The 16,042-nt window shown below is 69.4% G+C and carries 18 protein-coding genes; 8 read left to right on the forward strand and 10 right to left on the reverse strand.

Annotated elements, in window-relative coordinates; genetic code table 11:
- Window positions 1–20 precede the first annotated feature (20 nt).
- The 4 genes from FHP29_RS18225 (at window position 21) to FHP29_RS18240 (ending at window position 3,087) form a co-directional block, all read left to right on the forward strand.
- On the forward strand, window positions 21–350 hold the full coding sequence (locus tag FHP29_RS18225; RefSeq protein WP_139624266.1) for a DUF433 domain-containing protein: 330 nt from the start codon (window positions 21–23) through the stop codon (window positions 348–350).
- The gene (locus FHP29_RS18230; RefSeq protein ID WP_139624267.1) at window positions 347–703 is read left to right on the forward strand and encodes a DUF5615 family PIN-like protein; all 357 of its coding nucleotides are present in this window, start codon (window positions 347–349) and stop codon (window positions 701–703) included. Before FHP29_RS18225 ends, FHP29_RS18230 begins: the two co-directional genes overlap by 4 nt.
- Before the next feature lie 978 nt (window positions 704–1,681).
- A complete protein-coding gene (locus FHP29_RS18235) occupies window positions 1,682–2,512 on the forward strand; it encodes a class I SAM-dependent methyltransferase (RefSeq protein WP_139624268.1) in 831 nt (276 codons plus the stop codon).
- Between the two features lie 221 nt (window positions 2,513–2,733).
- Window positions 2,734–3,087 carry a DUF7737 domain-containing protein gene (locus FHP29_RS18240; RefSeq protein ID WP_139624269.1) on the forward strand — a complete coding sequence of 118 codons (354 nt, stop codon included), beginning with the start codon at window positions 2,734–2,736 and terminating at the stop codon, window positions 3,085–3,087.
- 145 nt (window positions 3,088–3,232) lie between these two features.
- Here FHP29_RS18240 and rpsN read toward each other — a convergent pair whose 3' ends face one another.
- The 8 genes from rpsN to FHP29_RS18280 are packed head-to-tail and all read right to left on the reverse strand — an operon-like array spanning window position 3,233 to window position 5,933.
- On the reverse strand, window positions 3,233–3,535 hold the full coding sequence (gene rpsN / locus FHP29_RS18245; protein ID WP_139624270.1) for a 30S ribosomal protein S14: 303 nt from the start codon (window positions 3,533–3,535) through the stop codon (window positions 3,233–3,235).
- Window positions 3,535–3,705, reverse strand: a complete 171-nt coding sequence (gene rpmG, locus FHP29_RS18250; RefSeq protein WP_139624271.1) for a 50S ribosomal protein L33 — start codon at window positions 3,703–3,705, stop codon at window positions 3,535–3,537. The genes rpsN and rpmG overlap by 1 nt, the downstream gene beginning before the upstream one ends.
- On the reverse strand, window positions 3,705–3,941 hold the full coding sequence (rpmB, locus tag FHP29_RS18255) for a 50S ribosomal protein L28 (RefSeq protein ID WP_139624272.1): 237 nt from the start codon (window positions 3,939–3,941) through the stop codon (window positions 3,705–3,707). The genes rpmG and rpmB overlap by 1 nt, the downstream gene beginning before the upstream one ends.
- A gap of 24 nt (window positions 3,942–3,965) precedes the next feature.
- Window positions 3,966–4,088, reverse strand: a complete 123-nt coding sequence (gene ykgO / locus FHP29_RS18260) for a type B 50S ribosomal protein L36 (protein ID WP_139624273.1) — start codon at window positions 4,086–4,088, stop codon at window positions 3,966–3,968.
- 29 nt (window positions 4,089–4,117) lie between these two features.
- Window positions 4,118–4,375: a 30S ribosomal protein S18 gene (gene rpsR, locus FHP29_RS18265; RefSeq protein WP_139624274.1), complete on the reverse strand. Its 258-nt coding sequence runs from the start codon at window positions 4,373–4,375 to the stop codon at window positions 4,118–4,120.
- Window positions 4,372–4,554, reverse strand: coding sequence for a 50S ribosomal protein L32 (gene rpmF / locus FHP29_RS18270; protein ID WP_139624275.1), 183 nt, complete (start codon window positions 4,552–4,554; stop codon window positions 4,372–4,374). Before rpmF ends, rpsR begins: the two co-directional genes overlap by 4 nt.
- 51 nt (window positions 4,555–4,605) lie before the next feature.
- Entirely contained in the window at window positions 4,606–5,682 is a 1,077-nt protein-coding gene (locus FHP29_RS18275) for a CobW family GTP-binding protein (protein ID WP_139624276.1), read from the reverse strand.
- On the reverse strand, window positions 5,679–5,933 hold the full coding sequence (locus tag FHP29_RS18280; RefSeq protein ID WP_139624277.1) for a type B 50S ribosomal protein L31: 255 nt from the start codon (window positions 5,931–5,933) through the stop codon (window positions 5,679–5,681). Before FHP29_RS18280 ends, FHP29_RS18275 begins: the two co-directional genes overlap by 4 nt.
- A gap of 93 nt (window positions 5,934–6,026) precedes the next feature.
- Here FHP29_RS18280 and FHP29_RS18285 point away from each other — a divergent pair, with 93 nt between their 5' ends.
- Window positions 6,027–6,305, forward strand: coding sequence for an HU family DNA-binding protein (locus FHP29_RS18285; protein WP_139624278.1), 279 nt, complete (start codon window positions 6,027–6,029; stop codon window positions 6,303–6,305).
- Between the two features lie 199 nt (window positions 6,306–6,504).
- On the opposite strand, the gene FHP29_RS18290 is transcribed toward FHP29_RS18285, so the two are convergent.
- Window positions 6,505–8,409, reverse strand: a complete 1,905-nt coding sequence (locus FHP29_RS18290) for a choice-of-anchor P family protein (protein WP_139624279.1) — start codon at window positions 8,407–8,409, stop codon at window positions 6,505–6,507.
- 201 nt (window positions 8,410–8,610) lie between these two features.
- Entirely contained in the window at window positions 8,611–9,906 is a 1,296-nt protein-coding gene (locus FHP29_RS18295; RefSeq protein WP_139624280.1) for an MFS transporter, read from the reverse strand.
- Between the two features lie 161 nt (window positions 9,907–10,067).
- Between FHP29_RS18295 and FHP29_RS18300 the strand changes: the two genes are divergently transcribed.
- From FHP29_RS18300 to FHP29_RS18310, 3 genes are all read left to right on the forward strand, one after another.
- Window positions 10,068–11,300: a PucR family transcriptional regulator gene (locus FHP29_RS18300; RefSeq protein ID WP_205014233.1), complete on the forward strand. Its 1,233-nt coding sequence runs from the start codon at window positions 10,068–10,070 to the stop codon at window positions 11,298–11,300.
- Window positions 11,301–11,434: 134 nt separating this feature from the next.
- Window positions 11,435–13,927 carry an ATP-dependent helicase HrpB gene (gene hrpB / locus FHP29_RS18305; RefSeq protein WP_240044589.1) on the forward strand — a complete coding sequence of 831 codons (2,493 nt, stop codon included), beginning with the start codon at window positions 11,435–11,437 and terminating at the stop codon, window positions 13,925–13,927.
- Between the two features lie 499 nt (window positions 13,928–14,426).
- The gene (locus FHP29_RS18310; RefSeq protein ID WP_139624281.1) at window positions 14,427–15,986 is read left to right on the forward strand and encodes a TROVE domain-containing protein; all 1,560 of its coding nucleotides are present in this window, start codon (window positions 14,427–14,429) and stop codon (window positions 15,984–15,986) included.
- Window positions 15,987–16,042: the final 56 nt, after the last annotated feature.

A 16,042-nucleotide genomic window follows, 5' to 3' on the forward strand; every position in this document is an offset into this window, starting at 1 on the left:
TGGGGCGGAGGTGCACCGAGATGACCGCAGCCGCGATTGAGCCAGAGCCGGTTCCGCTGACCAGAGACGCCGCTGGGCGACTGGTGGTCATCGGCACGCGTGTTCCGCTGGACACTCTCGTTGCTGCATTCGAGCGGGGAGACTCGCCCGAGGCAATCCACGAGTCCTACCCGACCGTCTCTCTGGGTGACATCTACGCGATCTTCACCTACTGCGTGCGCCATCGTGACGACGTCAACGCCTACTTGGCGGGGCGGGCCGAGGAGCGTGGCGCACAACGCGCCGAGATCGAGACGAGGTTCCCGCCGGACGGCCTCCGCGCAAAGCTCCTCGCCCGGCCGGACGCATGACGATCAAGTTCCTGGCTGACGAGAACTTCGATCACAAGACACTGGCGGGGCTGAAGCGACGCGAGCCCGATCTCGACATCGTGCCCGTGCAGGAGGTTGGTCTACGCGAGGTCGATGACCCGCAGGTGCTGGAGTGGGCTGCCCGCGAGGAGCGCATCGTGGTGACCCACGACGTCTCGACCTTCGCCGACTTCGCCTACGAGCGCGTTGCGGCGGGACTGCCCATGCCGGGGGTCATCGAGATCCCGGAGTCCGTCCCTCGGTCTGTGGTCATCGACGAACTCATCCTGATCGCTGGCGCGAGCGAGCCGGACGACTGGGAGAACCGGGTCGTCTACCTCCCGCTCCGCTGACAGCGCCGGTTGGTGCGAGATGAGGATTGGATCACTGCCAGAAACCGGCCACTTACAGGTCCGGCCGCACCCGCGCTCACCCGATACACTCCGAAGTGGACTGTGAGGTCTTCCCGCGTAAACCCGAGGAGATCCACGATCTTCCAAGCCCTTCCGTAGTGGCTGAAGCAAGCCAGAGGTCGCAGGTTCAAATCCTGCCCCCGCTACCAAATTCAGGCTCGGTTCCCTCTGGGGAACCGAGCCTGAAAGCTTTCTAACTTGACTCGGTCATCACAAAGTCATGGCCTTCCACCAGGTCGACTGGCCAGGCGACCCCTCAGGGGTAACCCGAAGCGGACTCTGGCGACTCAACGTCGACGCTCAGCACCAGCATCAGGGATACGGGCGCTTCGCCGTTCTCGCGGTATGTGCTGACCTTCTTGAGCGAGGCGAGCGTACGTGCTTCGTTACCTACGACGCGGGCGAAGACGGACCCGAGAACTTCTACTCAAACTCGGGTTCCGTCCAACCGGCGAGTTCAGTGGTCGCCAAGTCGTTGCCAGTTTGAATCTCTGATTTGGAATCGAGCTTCGTAAGACGATGGGCTCGCGGAGCGTGCCGGTGGGGGGATGGGCTCGCTGAGCGTGCCAATGCGGATCCGGGGACGCGCTGGGCCTGCGCCTCTGGCCGGTGTCCGTTCAGCCCGTCCGGTGATGTGTTCCGGTGACGGGGCCTACTCGGCGGGGTCGTCGTGGCTAGGGCGGGGATTGCCTACTTTGACGACGAGCCGCTGGTCGACCGATCTCGTCAATCTGTCCCACGCGCGGGACGTCAATCTTCCCTGCATCTCGACAGGTGAGGAGGAGTCACGCAAGCGGATGGGTCACCGACATCACCGCTAGAACTCGGGGCCGCCTTCGGATGCGGATATTCTGATTTCGATCGCGCGCGCGACGCGAACCAACCTTAAGCTGTGCGGAAAGAAATAGGATCTCGAAATTGGCGTCAGAGAAATCAATCGATACGACAGTTGCGGAGGCCTACGAGCAGCACATGGTGCCGGGCATGTTTCGGCACTGGACGGAGCTCCAGGTGGGGATCGCTGCACCGAAGGCCGGCGAGCATGTGCTGGATGTCGCATGCGGCACTGGCATCGGCGCAAGGCTCGCGGCGGCACACGTCGGGCCGACGGGCAGGGCCGTTGGCATTGACATCGATCCCGGCGTGATCGAGCTCGCGCGGCAGCTTTCACGCGGCGGTGAGACGCCGATGGAGTGGCATTGTGCGAGCGCGCTGGAGATGCCGCTCGAAAGCGACGTGTTCGATCTCGCGCTGTGTCTGCAGGGGCTGCAGTTCTTTCCGGACCGGCTGAAAGGTTTTGCGGAGATACGCCGCGTGCTGAAGCCCTCGGGAAGGCTCGTTGCGAGCTTCTGGGGACCGCTGGAATCTAACAAGGGACATCACGTGGTCGTGCAGGGGCTCGAACGGCTCGGGGTCGATGCGGCACCGGCAAAGCGCGCCTGCTCGTTCTCGAATACGGAAGAGATTCGCGCGACGGCTGCGCAGGCTGGCTTCGCAGGCATCGAGCTCAGAACCGAGGAGGGCGTCTCGCAGTTCGGTTCCATACAATCGTTTCTGGAAGGCATGACGCGTGGCTCGCCGTCCACGCGGCATGCGGTAGCGAAGCTGTCGGCAGACGCGCGGGAGCGCTTCGTTCGGGACGTACGCGAGGCGTTGCAGCCTTACGTGATCGACGGGGTGCTGGCGTACCCGATGCGCACCCACGTGCTTGTCGCTCGCGCCCAGGCATCGGATGGAGGCACTGCATGAGAACCCGATTTACAACGACGATCCACCATCGAGGGGGCAGTGCGACCCTGTAGCGGTTCCGGCGACGAACTTGACCCTCCCACCGACTCCTGCCAACAAGACCTCACTCAACGCAGACACCGAAGTCCTGCCACCTCGTCAACGGCTGGGGCTCACCCACTGAGGTCGGGGACGCCACCATCGACGACGTCACCTTCCACCCATCCGGCACGTGGCAGCCGATGCCGCTCGCGGAGGTCCCGGCACGTGTGTTCTCCGAGACCATGCGCGACCTCGACCTCGTCGTCTCCGTCGCGCACTCCAGTGGCGTCGACCCCGGGACGTCGGAGTCATCCATCGCGATGCGAGGGCGCTTGGTTGACGAGACCGCTTCGATGCTCAACATGTCCAACGTCGAGGTCGGCGGCCAGCGCGTGCGCGTCAGGGGAAAGCTAGGTACGTACTCGGTCCACCTCGGTTCGGGCATCGTGCACCCGATCCCCGGCAATGCGGTCTGCATCGTGCCCGTGTCCGCTCAGCACCGCGGACGATCCTGCAGCAACTTGTGGGTCCGCGCTGACGTGGCCCACAACTAGGCTCCGGGCGCTGGGGTACACCGGCTCGGAGCCACTACGCCGTCGAGCGTCGGTTCGTGCCCAATCCGGTGCAGGATCCAGCCAGTTCGGTGCGCTCCGGCGACGGCGCGATGAACTCGGGCATCCAGGGCGCCCGCCGCGTCGGCTACCAGGAGGACTTGGTGATTCCGGGCAGTTCGCCCCGGTGGGCCAGGGTCCTGAGGTTGATGCGGGACAGGCCGACCTTGCCGACATAGCCGCGCGGGCGGCCGTCGACCTGGTCGCGGTTGCGTACACGGACCGGGCTGGCGTCGCGCGGCAGCCGGCTGAGGGCGCGTACGGCGGCCAGCCGCTCGTCGGGTGTGGCTGCGGTGCGGACGGCCTCTCTCAGGGCGGCCCGGCGCTCGGCGTACCGGGCGACGGTCTGCTTGCGGCGCTCGTTGGCGACGATCTTGGACCTCTTGGCCATCAGCGTTCCTCTCGGAAGTCGACGTGCTGGCGGATGCGGGGGTCGTACTTGCGCAAGACCATGCGGTCAGGGTTGTTGCGCCGGTTCTTCCGGGTGACGTAGGTGTAGCCGGTGCCGGCGGTGGAGCGGAGCTTCACGATCGGACGCAGGTCGTTGCCGCGCTTGGCCATCAGACCTTCCCTCCTCTGGCGAAGATGTCGGCGACGACCGCGTCGATGCCGCGCCGGTCGATGGTCTTGATCCCGCGGGCGCTCACCGTGAGGGTGACGGTCCGGCGCAGGCTGGGCACCCAGTAGCGCTTGGACTGGACGTTGACGTTGAACCGCCGGTTGGTGCGTCGGTGGGAGTGGGACACGTGGTGGCCGAACCCGGGCTTGGCGCCGGTGACCATGCAGATGCGGGACATGGGTTCCTCGAGTGTTCGTCTGACTCAGCCCTGGCGGGTCTTGAGTCGGGGGTTCTGCTTGTTGATGACATAGATCCGTCCGCGGCGGCGGACGACCTGGGACCCGGGCTGGTTCTTGACCGACCGGATGGAGTTGCGGACCTTCATGTTTCGTCCTTCTGGGCTCGTCCAGCCGGTCAACGGCCGGTGGTGTGGGGGAGGAGGGCCAACTCGCGGGCGTTCTTGATCGCGCGGGTGACCATGCGCTGCTGCTGCGGGGTGACACCGGTGATCCGGCGCGAGCGGATCTTGCCGCGGTCGGAGATGAAGGTGCGCAGCAGCGTGACGTCCTTGTAGTCGACGTGCGTGACGTCGGGGGCGAGCAACGGCTTCTTGCGGCCCTTCGTCGGGCGGCCGCCAGAGCCACCCGTGCCGCCCTTGCGCGAGGCGCTCATCGGGCACCCCGCGGGGCGGGGTCGACGTAGCCGCGCTCGATGGCGCGCAGGAGGTTGCGGGGCACGCGGTAGGTCTCTCCGTCGATGGTGACCGGGACGAGGTCGGTCCGGGTCGCCTTCCACTGCGAGCGGCGGTGCCGGGTGTTGCTGCGTGAGGTGCGGCGCTTGGGTACGGCCATGGATCTGCTCCTGATCGGGCGCCCGCGGGCGCGAAGTTGCGGGTGGGTGTCTCAGGCGACGTCACGGATGTCGCCGAGCCAGGGTTCGAGGCCGTCCTCGAGGACGTCCCAGCTGTGCCGGTCGAGCAGCGCCTCGGTGGGGGTGAGGAGCATGTCCTCGAAGGCCGCGGCCAGCTCGGTCGGCGCCTCGCCGAGTCCGGTGAAGATCAGTCGGGTCATCGGCGTACGTCGGCCCCAGGGGCTATAGCCGCCGATGCTGAGCTGGCCGCCGGCGCCGGACCATTCGAGGAGGTCGCCGGGCCGGGTGGGGACCCAGAACGACCCGCGGGAACGGTAGGGGCCGGTGCCGAGCCGCTCGATCTGGTCGAGCAGTCGGTCCGGGTGGAACGGGCGCGGGGAGGAGAGGTCAAGGCGCCAGGCGTGGCGGCTCTCCAGGGTCGGTAGGTCGGCGTCGAACTCCGGGGAGCACCAGGTGTTGTTGAGGCTGCTCTGGTGTCGCTGGGCGGTGAGGGCTGCGGCGTCGAGCTGGGCCGCGCCGACGATGACGGGGATCTCGGGGCGCGCCAGAGCGTGCACGAGGTCGGCGGCTTCGGCGCCGGGGTCCGCGTCGAGCACCACGATGTCGGCGTACTCGATCTGGGCGCAGGCGACCTCGCCGACGCCTCGGTCGTCGTCGGGGTTGGTGTGCACGTCACGCTCGCGGAGCAGGTCGTCGCTCAGCAGGTCCCGGACGACGTCGCCGGTGCCGACCGCAGCGAGCACTGCGCTCAGCTTCAGGTGCCGTGCCAACCGGCCGTCGGTGGCCAGGATGTGGGCGAGCTGGCCGGCCTCGGTCGCCGTCGGCAGTCCGGAGACGATGGCACTCCATCGGTCGTCGCGGGCGAGTCGCTCCAGCGTCGGCATGATGTCCTCGCGCAGCGCGCAGCTCACGCATGCGTGCTCCAGCTGGATCTGCTCCTGCTCCAGCAGACCGCTGGCGTCGCTGACGGTCCGGGTCAGGAGTTGGGAGTGAGGGTCGATCCGGTGGCGGACCGACACCGCGCGGGGAAGGTCCCAGGCCAGGCTCATCAGGGCGCTGTCCATGGCAACCGGATCGACGCCGGTGATCACCAAGAGCGGGGTCCTCATGCCTTCGGCCCGTAGCGACGCTGGAACTTCTCCACTCGGCCCTCGCTGTCCAGGGTGCGCGCGGTGCCGGTCCAGAACGGGTGGCTGTCGCTGGTGATGTCGACATCGACGAGCGGGTAGGTCGTGCCATCGATGTCGATCGTCTTGTCGGCGTTCCTGCTGACGAGTGTCGAACCGGTCACGAACACCCGGCCGGTGGCCGGGTCCCGAAAGGCCACCGGCCCGTACGGGGGATGGATCCCTTGCCTCATGGTTCCTCCTGATAACGAGAATCATTATCAGTATGGCATAGTCCGAGGCTCGGGTCACGCTGGCCCGCTACGCCGAGAACAAGGAGCGAACGCATGAACCGCAAGGACCTCGTCGAGACCGTGGCGCGGGAGACCGGGCTGACGGCAGCTCAGGCGGACGCGGCCTTGAGCGCCGTCGTCGACGGTGTCGTAGGAGCCGTCGCGACGGGGGAGAAGGTCACCCTGCCCGGCTTCGGCACCTTCGAGCAGCGCAGCCGCGCTGCCCGCTCCGGGCGCAACCCGCAGACCGGCGACGTGTTGGAGATCGCGGCCACCGTGGCGCCCGCCTTCAAGCCCGCCACGGCCTTCAAGCAGGCGGTCGCCGGCCGCTGACGGGCCAGGGCGGAGTGGCGGCGCGCTGTGCCGCCACCCCGCCCGGCTGCCTCAGGCCGGAGATCGCCACCTGCGCGCGGCCGAATCCTCCTGGTCGACAGACCTGGCCAACGAACTGCCGGTCAGCCGGCCGGCCGTCTCGCAGCACCTGCGGGTCCCCAACGATGCCGACCTGCGTCTGCACCGTGGACCTGAGGTGTTAGGGGTTGAGCCGGTTCTTCCCCGGTCCGCCGTCGAGGATGTCGGTGCCCGGTCCGCCATTGAGAGTGTCGTTCCCGGTGCCACCTGCCAGGTTGTCGTCGCCGAGATCACCGTTGAGGGTGTCGTTGCCTTCGCCGCCGGCGAGGGTGTCGTTGCCTTCGCCGCCGGCGAGGGTGTCGTGGCCATCGCCACCGATCACGACATCGTCGCCCTCGCCGGCACGGACGTCATTCTTTCCGCTCCCAGCGATGATGAGGTCGTCGCCCCCGCCACCGTCGATGACGTCGTTGCCGGCTCCGCCGAGGATGACCTCGGAGGCGCTGGTCCCGGCGAGCACGTCAGCTCCTCGGCCGCCGCCGACAACAACGATGTGGGTGCTGGAGGCGTTGCCCGCTGAGTCGGTGGCGGTCACGGTGATCATGGCTGTTCCACCCGAACCGAGCGTTAGGTGCAACATCCGGGTGGTTCCGCTGCCGTCGAGGGTGGCCGCAGCGACCCCGAGCGGACTCACGTGGACTGTCCAGATGAGCGGGCTGGCATCGCTGACCGCGATCGGCAGGAAGGCGTCGTTGCCGTTTCCTGTGCCCAGGCTGGGCCGACTGAGGACCGGAGGGGTTGTGTCCGGAGGCGGGGCGACGGTGATGGTCCGCGATGGGGTGACCGCGTTCGGGAGTACGCCGTTGGCGGCCCGGACGGTGAAGGTGAAGGCACCGGCGGTCGTGGGTGTGCCTGAGAGCAGCCCGGTGGAGGTCAGGGTCAGCCCGTCAGGCAGCGAGCCGGTGGCCACGGTGAAGGTCGGGTCAGGGTTCCCGGTCGCAGTGAAGGTGTAGCTGTAGGGCGTGCCGACCGTCGCGGTCGTCGGCGGTGTCGAGGCCGTGAACACCGGCGCGGCGGCTGCGTCGCTGACCGTGATCGTCCGCGACGGGGAGACCGCGTTCGGCAGCACCCCGTTCGATGCCTGGACGGTGAACGTGAAGGCTCCTGACCCGGTCGGGGTTCCGGAGAGCACCCCATCGGAGGTCAACGTCAACCCGTCAGGCAGCGAGCCGGTGGCCACGGTGAAGGTCGGGTCCGGGTTCCCGGTCGCGGTGAAGGTGTAGCTGTAGGGCGTGCCGACCGTCGCGGTCGCGGGCGGTGTCGAGTCCGTGAACACCGGTGCGGCACTGGAAGGCTCCGTGTTGAGGCCGCAGCGCGTCTGGGCAGCGACGAGGTCCTTGGTCACCGTTCCGCCCGACGACAGCTCGGTGATATGCATCGCGGTGACAGTGAGCCCGCCGTCCGGGGTGATCGTTTGCTCGTTGAGGATCACCCGCAGGGTGGACGTCTGAAAGGCAAGAGTATTCGGCGCCGGGTTGGCCTCCATCGCCACCGACGACCCGCCGACGGTGAGGAGACCATTGGTGATCGTCGAATTCCCCGCCGGCGACTGCGACTCGATCGACACGCACTCAGCGGCCACGTGGTCTGCGGTGACGGTCATGACGGTTGTGCCGAACGTCGCGGTCACATCGTCGGCCGAAGCCATTGCAACCAGATTGCCGTTGTGGAGGTCACGGTTGGCGTCGGCGTGGAGCAGTCCCGTCGAGAGGTCCGTGACGCTGACGCCCGCGACATCAGTGGTCCCGCCCGGCGGCACCGTCACGGTCGGAGAGCTCACGTTCGTCGTACCGGTGACGCTCAGGGCGATCGCCGACGCGCTGCCCGGCGATTGTGCCGAAGCAACGGGGGCAATCGCCCCCAGGGCGAAGAGCAAACCCGCGACCACCGCCAACCTCGACACCGAACGCACAGCGGTCCCGAACCCTGACAGCGCCGCCTGCACCGAGTGGATCGCAGAGGAGTCCTGCGCGACCTTGGTCGGCCGGACCTTGATGCGCGAACGGAGCGGTGCGAACGACGCCATGGGAACGGCCCCCCTTCCTCCGGGCGGCGGACGCGCTCGGCACTGCTGTGATCCTCCGACCGGACGCGCGTGCTGTCGTCCGTGCTGGCACGGACGACAGCCTGTCGCCCCGGTCCTACCGGTCCGGAGACACGCGCACAGAACTCGGCGATCCTGGCCCCATCAGACGGCGACCGACCACGCCGACCTTCCGGATGTCGCTCACGCAGGAACCACAGCCTCCAACTCCGGGTCGAGGACCTCGCCACGGGTTTCACGGAGGGCCAGGAGGCACAGGGTGCTCATCGCCGCGAGGCCGGTGACGAAGTAGGCCAGACCGTCCATGCCCCAGCGCTCCAGGATCGGGTCGGCGATGACCAGGGGGAGGGCGCCACCCACGATGCCGGCCAGGTTGTAGGCCAACCCGGCGCCGGTGTAGCGGTATCGGGCCTTGAACAGTTCGGGCAGGTACGCCGCCGCCGGGCCGTAGGGGATGGCGATGGCGAGCATCAGCACCATCAAGGCGACGACGAACGATCCGGCGTTGCCCGGCTCCAGGATCGCGAAGGCCAGCGGCCCTGCGACGAGTCCGTAGAGGGTGCCCGTCAGCAGTACCTTCCTGCGGCCCAGCGAGTCGGAGAGGATCGCCGATCCGATGACACCCACGGCGAGCACCAGACCAGCCGCGATGTTGGCGAGGAGCAGATCGTTGAGGGTGTAGCCGAGACCGCCCGCTTCGATCGGCTTGGCAGCGACTCCGCCGAGGAAGACGATCGAGAGGTAGAAGGCGCCGAAGGTCATGGAGAGCATGCCGCCGCCCAGGAGGATCTGCTTCCACTGCTCGCGAATGGAGTCCGCGAAGGGGAAGGTCACCTTGGTGCTGGATGCGGTCACCTTCGTAAAGGACGGGGTCTCGGCGATGTTGAGCCGGACCCAGAGCCCGACTGCGATGAGCACGATGCTGACCAGGAACGGAGCCCGCCATGCCCAGGACTGGAAGGCCTCGAGCCCGAAGATGTTGATGGTGAGCAGGAAGGTCGCACTGGCGATGATCACGCCCAGCGCCGGGCCGAGTTGGGGGAACAGGCTGTAGCGACCGCGCTTCGCGGCATCGGAGTACTCCGAGGTGAGGAGCGCGGCGCCGGCCCACTCGCCCCCGAGTGCGGTGCCCTGGATGGCGCGCAGCAGGACGAGGATCAGCGGCGCGCCGGCCCCGAGGACGGCAGCAGTCGGCACCAGGCCGATCGCCACCGTGGCGCCGCCCATCATCAGCAGCGTCGTGACCAGTGTTCTCTTCCGGCCGAGCCGGTCACCGAAGTGCCCGAAGACGATGGCGCCGAAGGGCCTGAACACGAACGCCACGCCGAAGGTGGCCACCGATGCCCAGGTGCCGGCAGAGTCGCCCAACGACGGAAAGAACAGCGGGCCGAAGACGAGAGCCGCGGCGTAGCCGTAGATCAGGAAGTCGTAGAACTCGATCGTGGTGCCGATCATGGACGCGGTCGCGATCCGTTTCATCGGTGCGGGGCTGGTTGTCATTCGGGCTGCCTCCGGTCGGGCGTGGGTTGTGTCGGCCATCACTGTCCCGTCGCGTCGCGACGAGAGCACGATGGGTCGAGCACGAACTTGGACCGCGGCGTCTGTGGTCAGACCACAACGGGCAGGTCTAGCCTGCGATCGTGGAAGACGACCTCACTGCTCGCATCCTCGATCGCGTCGAGCAGTCGATGAACCAGATCGTCGAGGACTCGGTGGAGCGCTTCTTCGCCGAGATCCCCGCCTATCCGGCGAGCCAGGATCCTGACCTGCGCGCAGACGTGGTCGTGCATACATGGGCTGTGTACGAAGAGGTGCTGGCCTCGATCCGGGAGCATCGCCCCGCGGGGGTCAGCGACTTCCGAATCACCCCCGAACAGGCGACCAATCGGGTTCGCCAGGGGATCGGCTTGTCCGACTTCCTGCGGGCTTTCCGGATCGGTCAGGTCACCCTGTGGGAAGCGATCGTCGTGGCGTCCTCGGAAGAGGCGGCGAGCTGGGAGGTCGCGGTTGGAGCCGCGACTCACCTCATGCAGGTGATCGAGGTGGGCAGCTCGGTTGCCGCGGCGGCCTACCTGAGGGCGCAGCAGCTCGAGCTGGCCGAAGGCGATCGTGTGCGCCGTGACCTCGTCGAGGACCTGCTCGCCGGGCGCGGGATCCAGGCCGAGCCGAAGCGGGTCCTTGCGCGCGAGTGCGGACTGGAGGGAAGCGCTTCAGTGCTGGTCGTCGTGGCCGCGCCGTCGAAAGCACTACGGACCGGCCAGAGCCTCCGGGACGTGCTCTCGACAGTGCGCTCGTCGCTCGACGCGGACCAGCGCGGACTGGCGATCGTCCGGCAGGACCAGATCCTGGCGGTCATCCCGACGACGGGGGACGGTACGGCAGTTCTGCGTGGGCTCGAGCGCGTCTGCCAGAGCGCGAGTCGCATCGGCATCGACCTTGTGGTCGGAGCCAGCACCGTCCATCCAGACATCTCGAAGGTGCCCGAGGCCTATCGCGAGGCCGTCATCGCCCGAGAGTCGCTCGGCGGCTCACCGGGCGTCAAGGCGCTCTCGATGCTGTCCGTCGTGGAGTACATGGTGCTGCGCGACGACACCACGGTGCGCCGGCTGATTCGGCCCGAACTCCGGCAGTTCATCGAGGATGACCTGGCCAACGGTGGGGTTCTCGTCCAGACCCTGAAGGCGTACGCCGCGCATGACCTCAACGCCAAGGTCGCCGCCGAGAAGCTGCACGTGCACGTCAACACGGCGTACTACCGCCTCGAGCGGATCGCGGAGCGGACCGGCTGCGACCTGCGGAGCTTCGCGGACCTCGAAGAACTGCTGATCGCGGTCCGGCTGATGTCGGGGACGCGCGGAGTCGCTCCCACCTGAGTTTGTCATCGAGCCACAACGTGGGGCCCCAGCTCTGGAGTGGCAGACGCGGCCCCTCGTCGTCCGGCCGAGCTCCGCGTGACCCCGACGGCCCTCGCGCTCGTCTGCGGCTGCAGGTCAGGCACACTGCACGAGTGTCGGATCCGCTGCGCAACCTGCTCGCCGCGCCGCCCGGCCTCCCGGTCACCGCGGGCCTGGCCGCTCTCGACGATGCGCTTCGCACCCGCGGGGTCGCGGTGGTCCATGCGCCGCCCGGCACCGGCAAGACGACCTTGGTCCCGCCCGCGGTCGCCGAGGTCGTCGCCGGACGGGTCGTCGTCACGCAGCCCAGCCGCATCGCGGCCCGGGCTGCCGCCCGTCGATTGGCGCATCTGCTGGGCGAGCCGGTGGGAGAGACGGTCGGGTACGCCGTACGCGGAGACCGGCGCACCGGTCGACGTACCCGCGTCGAGATCGTCACGACCGGCCTGTTGCTCCGGCGGATCCAGCACGATCCCGAGCTGGCCGGCGTCGGGGCCGTCGTGCTCGACGAGGTGCACGAGCGCCACCTCGACGCCGACCTGACGCTGGCGCTGCTCATCGACATCCGGGCCAACCTGCGCGAGGACCTGTCCCTCGTGGCCATGTCGGCCACGATCGAGGCCGAGCGGACGGCCGCGCTGCTCGGTGCGGGCGCTCCGGTGATCCGGGTGCCGGGCGCCCTGCACCCGGTCCGAGCGGTCTGGTGCCCGCCGCCGGCTGGGGTGCGTCGCACCGACGACCGGGGGATCACCCCGGCCTTCCACGACCACGTCGCCGCGACCGTACGACGTGCGCTCGCCGAGCACGAGGGTGACGTCCTGGTCTTCGTGCCCGGTGTCGCGGAGGTCGAGGCGACCGTACGCCGCCTTGCCGGTGTGGACGCGTCCGTGCACGCCCTGCACGGGCGTCTGTCCGGCGCCGAGCAGGATCGTGCGCTCAGTGAGGGCCCGCGTCGACGGGTGATCGTCTCGACCGCCGTCGCCGAGTCGTCCCTGACGGTGCCCGGGGTCCGTGTGGTGGTGGATGCCGGGTTCTCACGCGAGCCGCGCACCGACCACCGTCGGGGACTGGCTTCTCTGGTCACCGTCGCGGTGAGCCGGGCCGCGGCGGAGCAGCGGGCGGGCCGGGCCGGACGGCTGGGGCCGGGAGCCGTGCTGCGTTGTTGGTCCGAGGCGGAGCACGCGCACCTGGCCGCTCACCCGGAGCCCGAGATCGCCACCGCCGACCTGACGGCGTTCGCGCTGGAGGTGGCGTGCTGGGGGAGCCGTGACGTGCACGACCTGGCGCTGCTCGACCAGCCGCCGGCGCACGCGCTCTCGGCAGCCAGGGAGGTGCTGGTGGATCTCGGCGCGATGACCGAGGACGGGAGAGCCACCCCGCGGGGCCGGTTGATCGCCGGTGTGCCGGCCGATCCCAGGCTGGCGCGTGCCCTCATCGACGGGGCCGGTCTCGTCGGAGCCCGGCGGGCCGCAGAGGTGGTCGCGATGTTGAGCGAGGACGTGCGCGCTCCCGGCGGAGACCTGGTTGCAGCGCTGCGGTCGCTGCGCGCCGACCGGCGGTCAGGCTCGTGGCGCAGCCAGGTCACCCGGCTGGAGAAGGTCGTCGAGAAGGAGGGCGTCGCCGGCGACCGGAGAGGGGCGTCGGACGCCCGAGCGCTCACCGACGACGTGGCGGTGGGGCTGGTCGTGGCGCTGGCGCATCCGGACCGGATCGCGCGCAAGCGCTCGGGCTCCTCGAGCTATCTCATGACGTCCGGGACGGGCGCGGCACTCGATCCGCGTTCGCCGGGACCTCTGGCCGGTCTGGAGTGGCTCGCCGTCGGCGACGCGGAGCGGCGCGCCGGGCAGCGGGAGGCCCGGATCCGAGCGGCGGCGCCGCTCACCGAGGACCTCGCTCTGGAGGCGGCGGGCTCTCTGTGGACCGAGGCGGACGAGGTCACCTGGACCGCAGGACGGGTGGTGGCTCGCCGCCGTACGCTGCTGGGCGCGATCGAGCTCACCTCGGTCCCGCTCAGCGATCCACCGGCACAGGCCGTGAACGACGCGATCCGAGAGGCGGTGGCGAGCGAGGGCATCGCGCTCCTCCACTGGTCGGAGGCGGCCACGGCGCTGCGCGCCCGCCTCGACTTCCTGCACCGAGCGCTCGGTGACCCGTGGCCCGACGTGAGCGACGCGGCCCTGACGGACAACCTCGAGTCGTGGATCGGGCCGCAGTTGGCGCGGGTCCGCTCCGCCCAGGACCTTCGTCGCATCGACGTGACTGCCGCGCTGCGAGGAATGGTGCCGTGGCAGCAGGGGGGCAGGCTCGACGACCTCGCCCCTGAGCGCGTCGAGGTGCCCAGCGGTTCGACCGTCCGGATCGACTACGCCCAGGAGCAACCGGTGCTCGCGGTGCGACTGCAGGAGGTCTTCGGCTGGACCGCCGTACCGCGTCTTGCGGACGGCAGGGTCCCGCTCCTGCTGCACCTGCTCTCACCCGCGCGACGGCCAGCAGCCATCACGGCAGACCTGGAGTCCTTCTGGGACAACGGCTACCGGGGCGTGCGTGCCGATCTGCGCGGCCGCTATCCCAAGCACGCCTGGCCCGAGGATCCACGTCGCCCGTAAATCGGTTGGCCCGGCCGCCGATCAGGCGCACACTGGGTCACCGCGGCAGGTGCCGCGGACGAGTTCGAGGAGTCCCGATGACGCGCAAGGCGCAGCTGATGCGGTCGGCCGGCAGGCCCGCCGCGGACCAGCCGTGTCGGCACCAGGGTCGACTCGAGTGCGAGCCCCCGGGGTCTCTCGTGTAGTGCATCCGTGCATGACATGAGAGCCGCCCGCTGTTGTCGCAGCCGGCGGCTCTCGTCGTTCCGGGCCCGGGGCGATCACAACTGAAGACGTCGCAACGCGGCAGTGCCGGTGCGAAGACGAGGGTTACTTCTCTCCTTGGATCGATGGGTTGCGGGTTCGAGTCCCGTCATCCGGTTCGGCCGGGTGTAGCTCAATGGCAGAGCAATCGAATGAAAAACACCTTCGTCGACCTCGGTCCTCGGCGCTGTCGCGTTGCGCGCCCCCTGGCGATCGACCTCGATCAGCAACCCACCCTCGGAAGGAGGGACACGACATGAGCAAGTTCAACCTGCGCGGCATCCACCGCACCGGCACCAGCGCCGTCACGACCGACGAGCGCCCGAGCGGCGTCACCTTCGAGGGCGCCCCCGGCTACGCGCGCGACGCCAAGGGCGAGCTGTTCCTGCTCGCGATCACCTCCTTCGTCGCCGAGGACGCCTTCTACGAGGCGGCGGCCGAGCGCGACGCGCGGCTGCGCGGGCTCGTGGCCCGGGTCGCCGTCGAGGACGGCGACTGGGTGCTGCGGCTCGTGCGTTGGCTGCGCACCGGTGTGCACCTGCGGTCGGTGGCGATCGTGGTCGCCGCCGAGGCGGTGCGGGCGCGGCTCGCGGCGGGCATCGCCGGCGGCAACCGGGCGATCGTGGACGCCGCGCTGGACCGGGCCGACGAGCCCGGCGAGTTCCTGGCCTACTGGTCCGGGCGCTACGGCCGAGCCCTCCCGAAGCCGGTCAAGCGCGGTGTCGCCGACGCCGCGACGCGGCTCTACTCCGAGCGCTCCCTGGTCAAGTACGACGGCCGGGCGCGCGGGTTCCGGTTCGCGGACGTGCTGGAGCTGACCCACCCCGTGCCGCGGGACGAGCGCCAGAGCGTGCTGTTCCGGCACGCGATCGACCGGCGTCACGGCCGGCCCGACGGCGTTCCCGACGAGCTCGGGATGCTGCGGTCGCGGCAGGGCCTGCTGGCGGTGCCGGTGGAGCAGCGGCGCGCCGTCCTCGCGCAGGGCGAGCACGTGCTGCGCCCGGCAGGGATGACCTGGGAGCAGGTCTCCGGCTGGCTGCAGGGCCCGCTCGACGCCGCGGCGTGGGAGGCGCTGATCCCGTCGATGGGCTCCATGGCGCTGCTGCGCAACCTGCGCAACTTCGACGAGGCCGGTGTCTCGGACGAGGTCGCCGCGGAGGTGGCGGCGCGGCTCGCTGATCCGGAGGAGGTGGCCCGCTCGCGGCAGCTGCCGCTGCGGTTCCTGTCGGCGTACCGGACGGCTCCCTCGCTGCGCTGGAGCTGGGCGCTCGAGCAGGCGTTGCAGGCCAGCCTCGGGTCGGTTCCGTCCCTGACGGGGCGGACGCTGGTGCTCGTGGACCGGTCCGGGTCGATGTTCGACCGGCTGTCGCGTCGTTCGGTGCTCACCCGGGCCGACGCCGCGGCGGTGTTCGGTGCCTCGCTGGCGGTCCGTGCTGCCGGGGCGGACCTCGTCGAGTTCGGCACCGGCAGCCGGGCGATCCGGCTCCGGCGCGGGGACTCGGTGCTGTCGCTGGCCGGCCGGTTCGGCAACCTCGGTGGCACGAACACCGCGGACGCCGTACGCCGTCACTATCGCGGGCACGACCGGGTCGTGATCGTCACCGACGAGCAGGCCTGGGCCGGCTGGCGGGGCGAGGAGCCGACGAAGGCGGTTCCCGAGCGGGTGCCGGTGTACACGTTCAACCTCGCCGGCTACCAGCACGGCCACGGCCCGTCCGGTGTCGGCAACCGGCACACCTTCGGTGGCCTGAGCGACCAGGGCTTCGCCGCGATCCCGCTTCTCGAGGCGGGCCGCGACCAGCGCTGGCCGTTCTGATCGGTGCGGCGGCTGTCCTACGCAGCCGCCGCACCGACGTACCCGAAACCCCCACT

The sequence above is a fragment of the Nocardioides albidus genome (genome assembly GCF_006335005.1).
Taxonomy (GTDB): domain Bacteria; phylum Actinomycetota; class Actinomycetes; order Propionibacteriales; family Nocardioidaceae; genus Nocardioides; species Nocardioides albidus.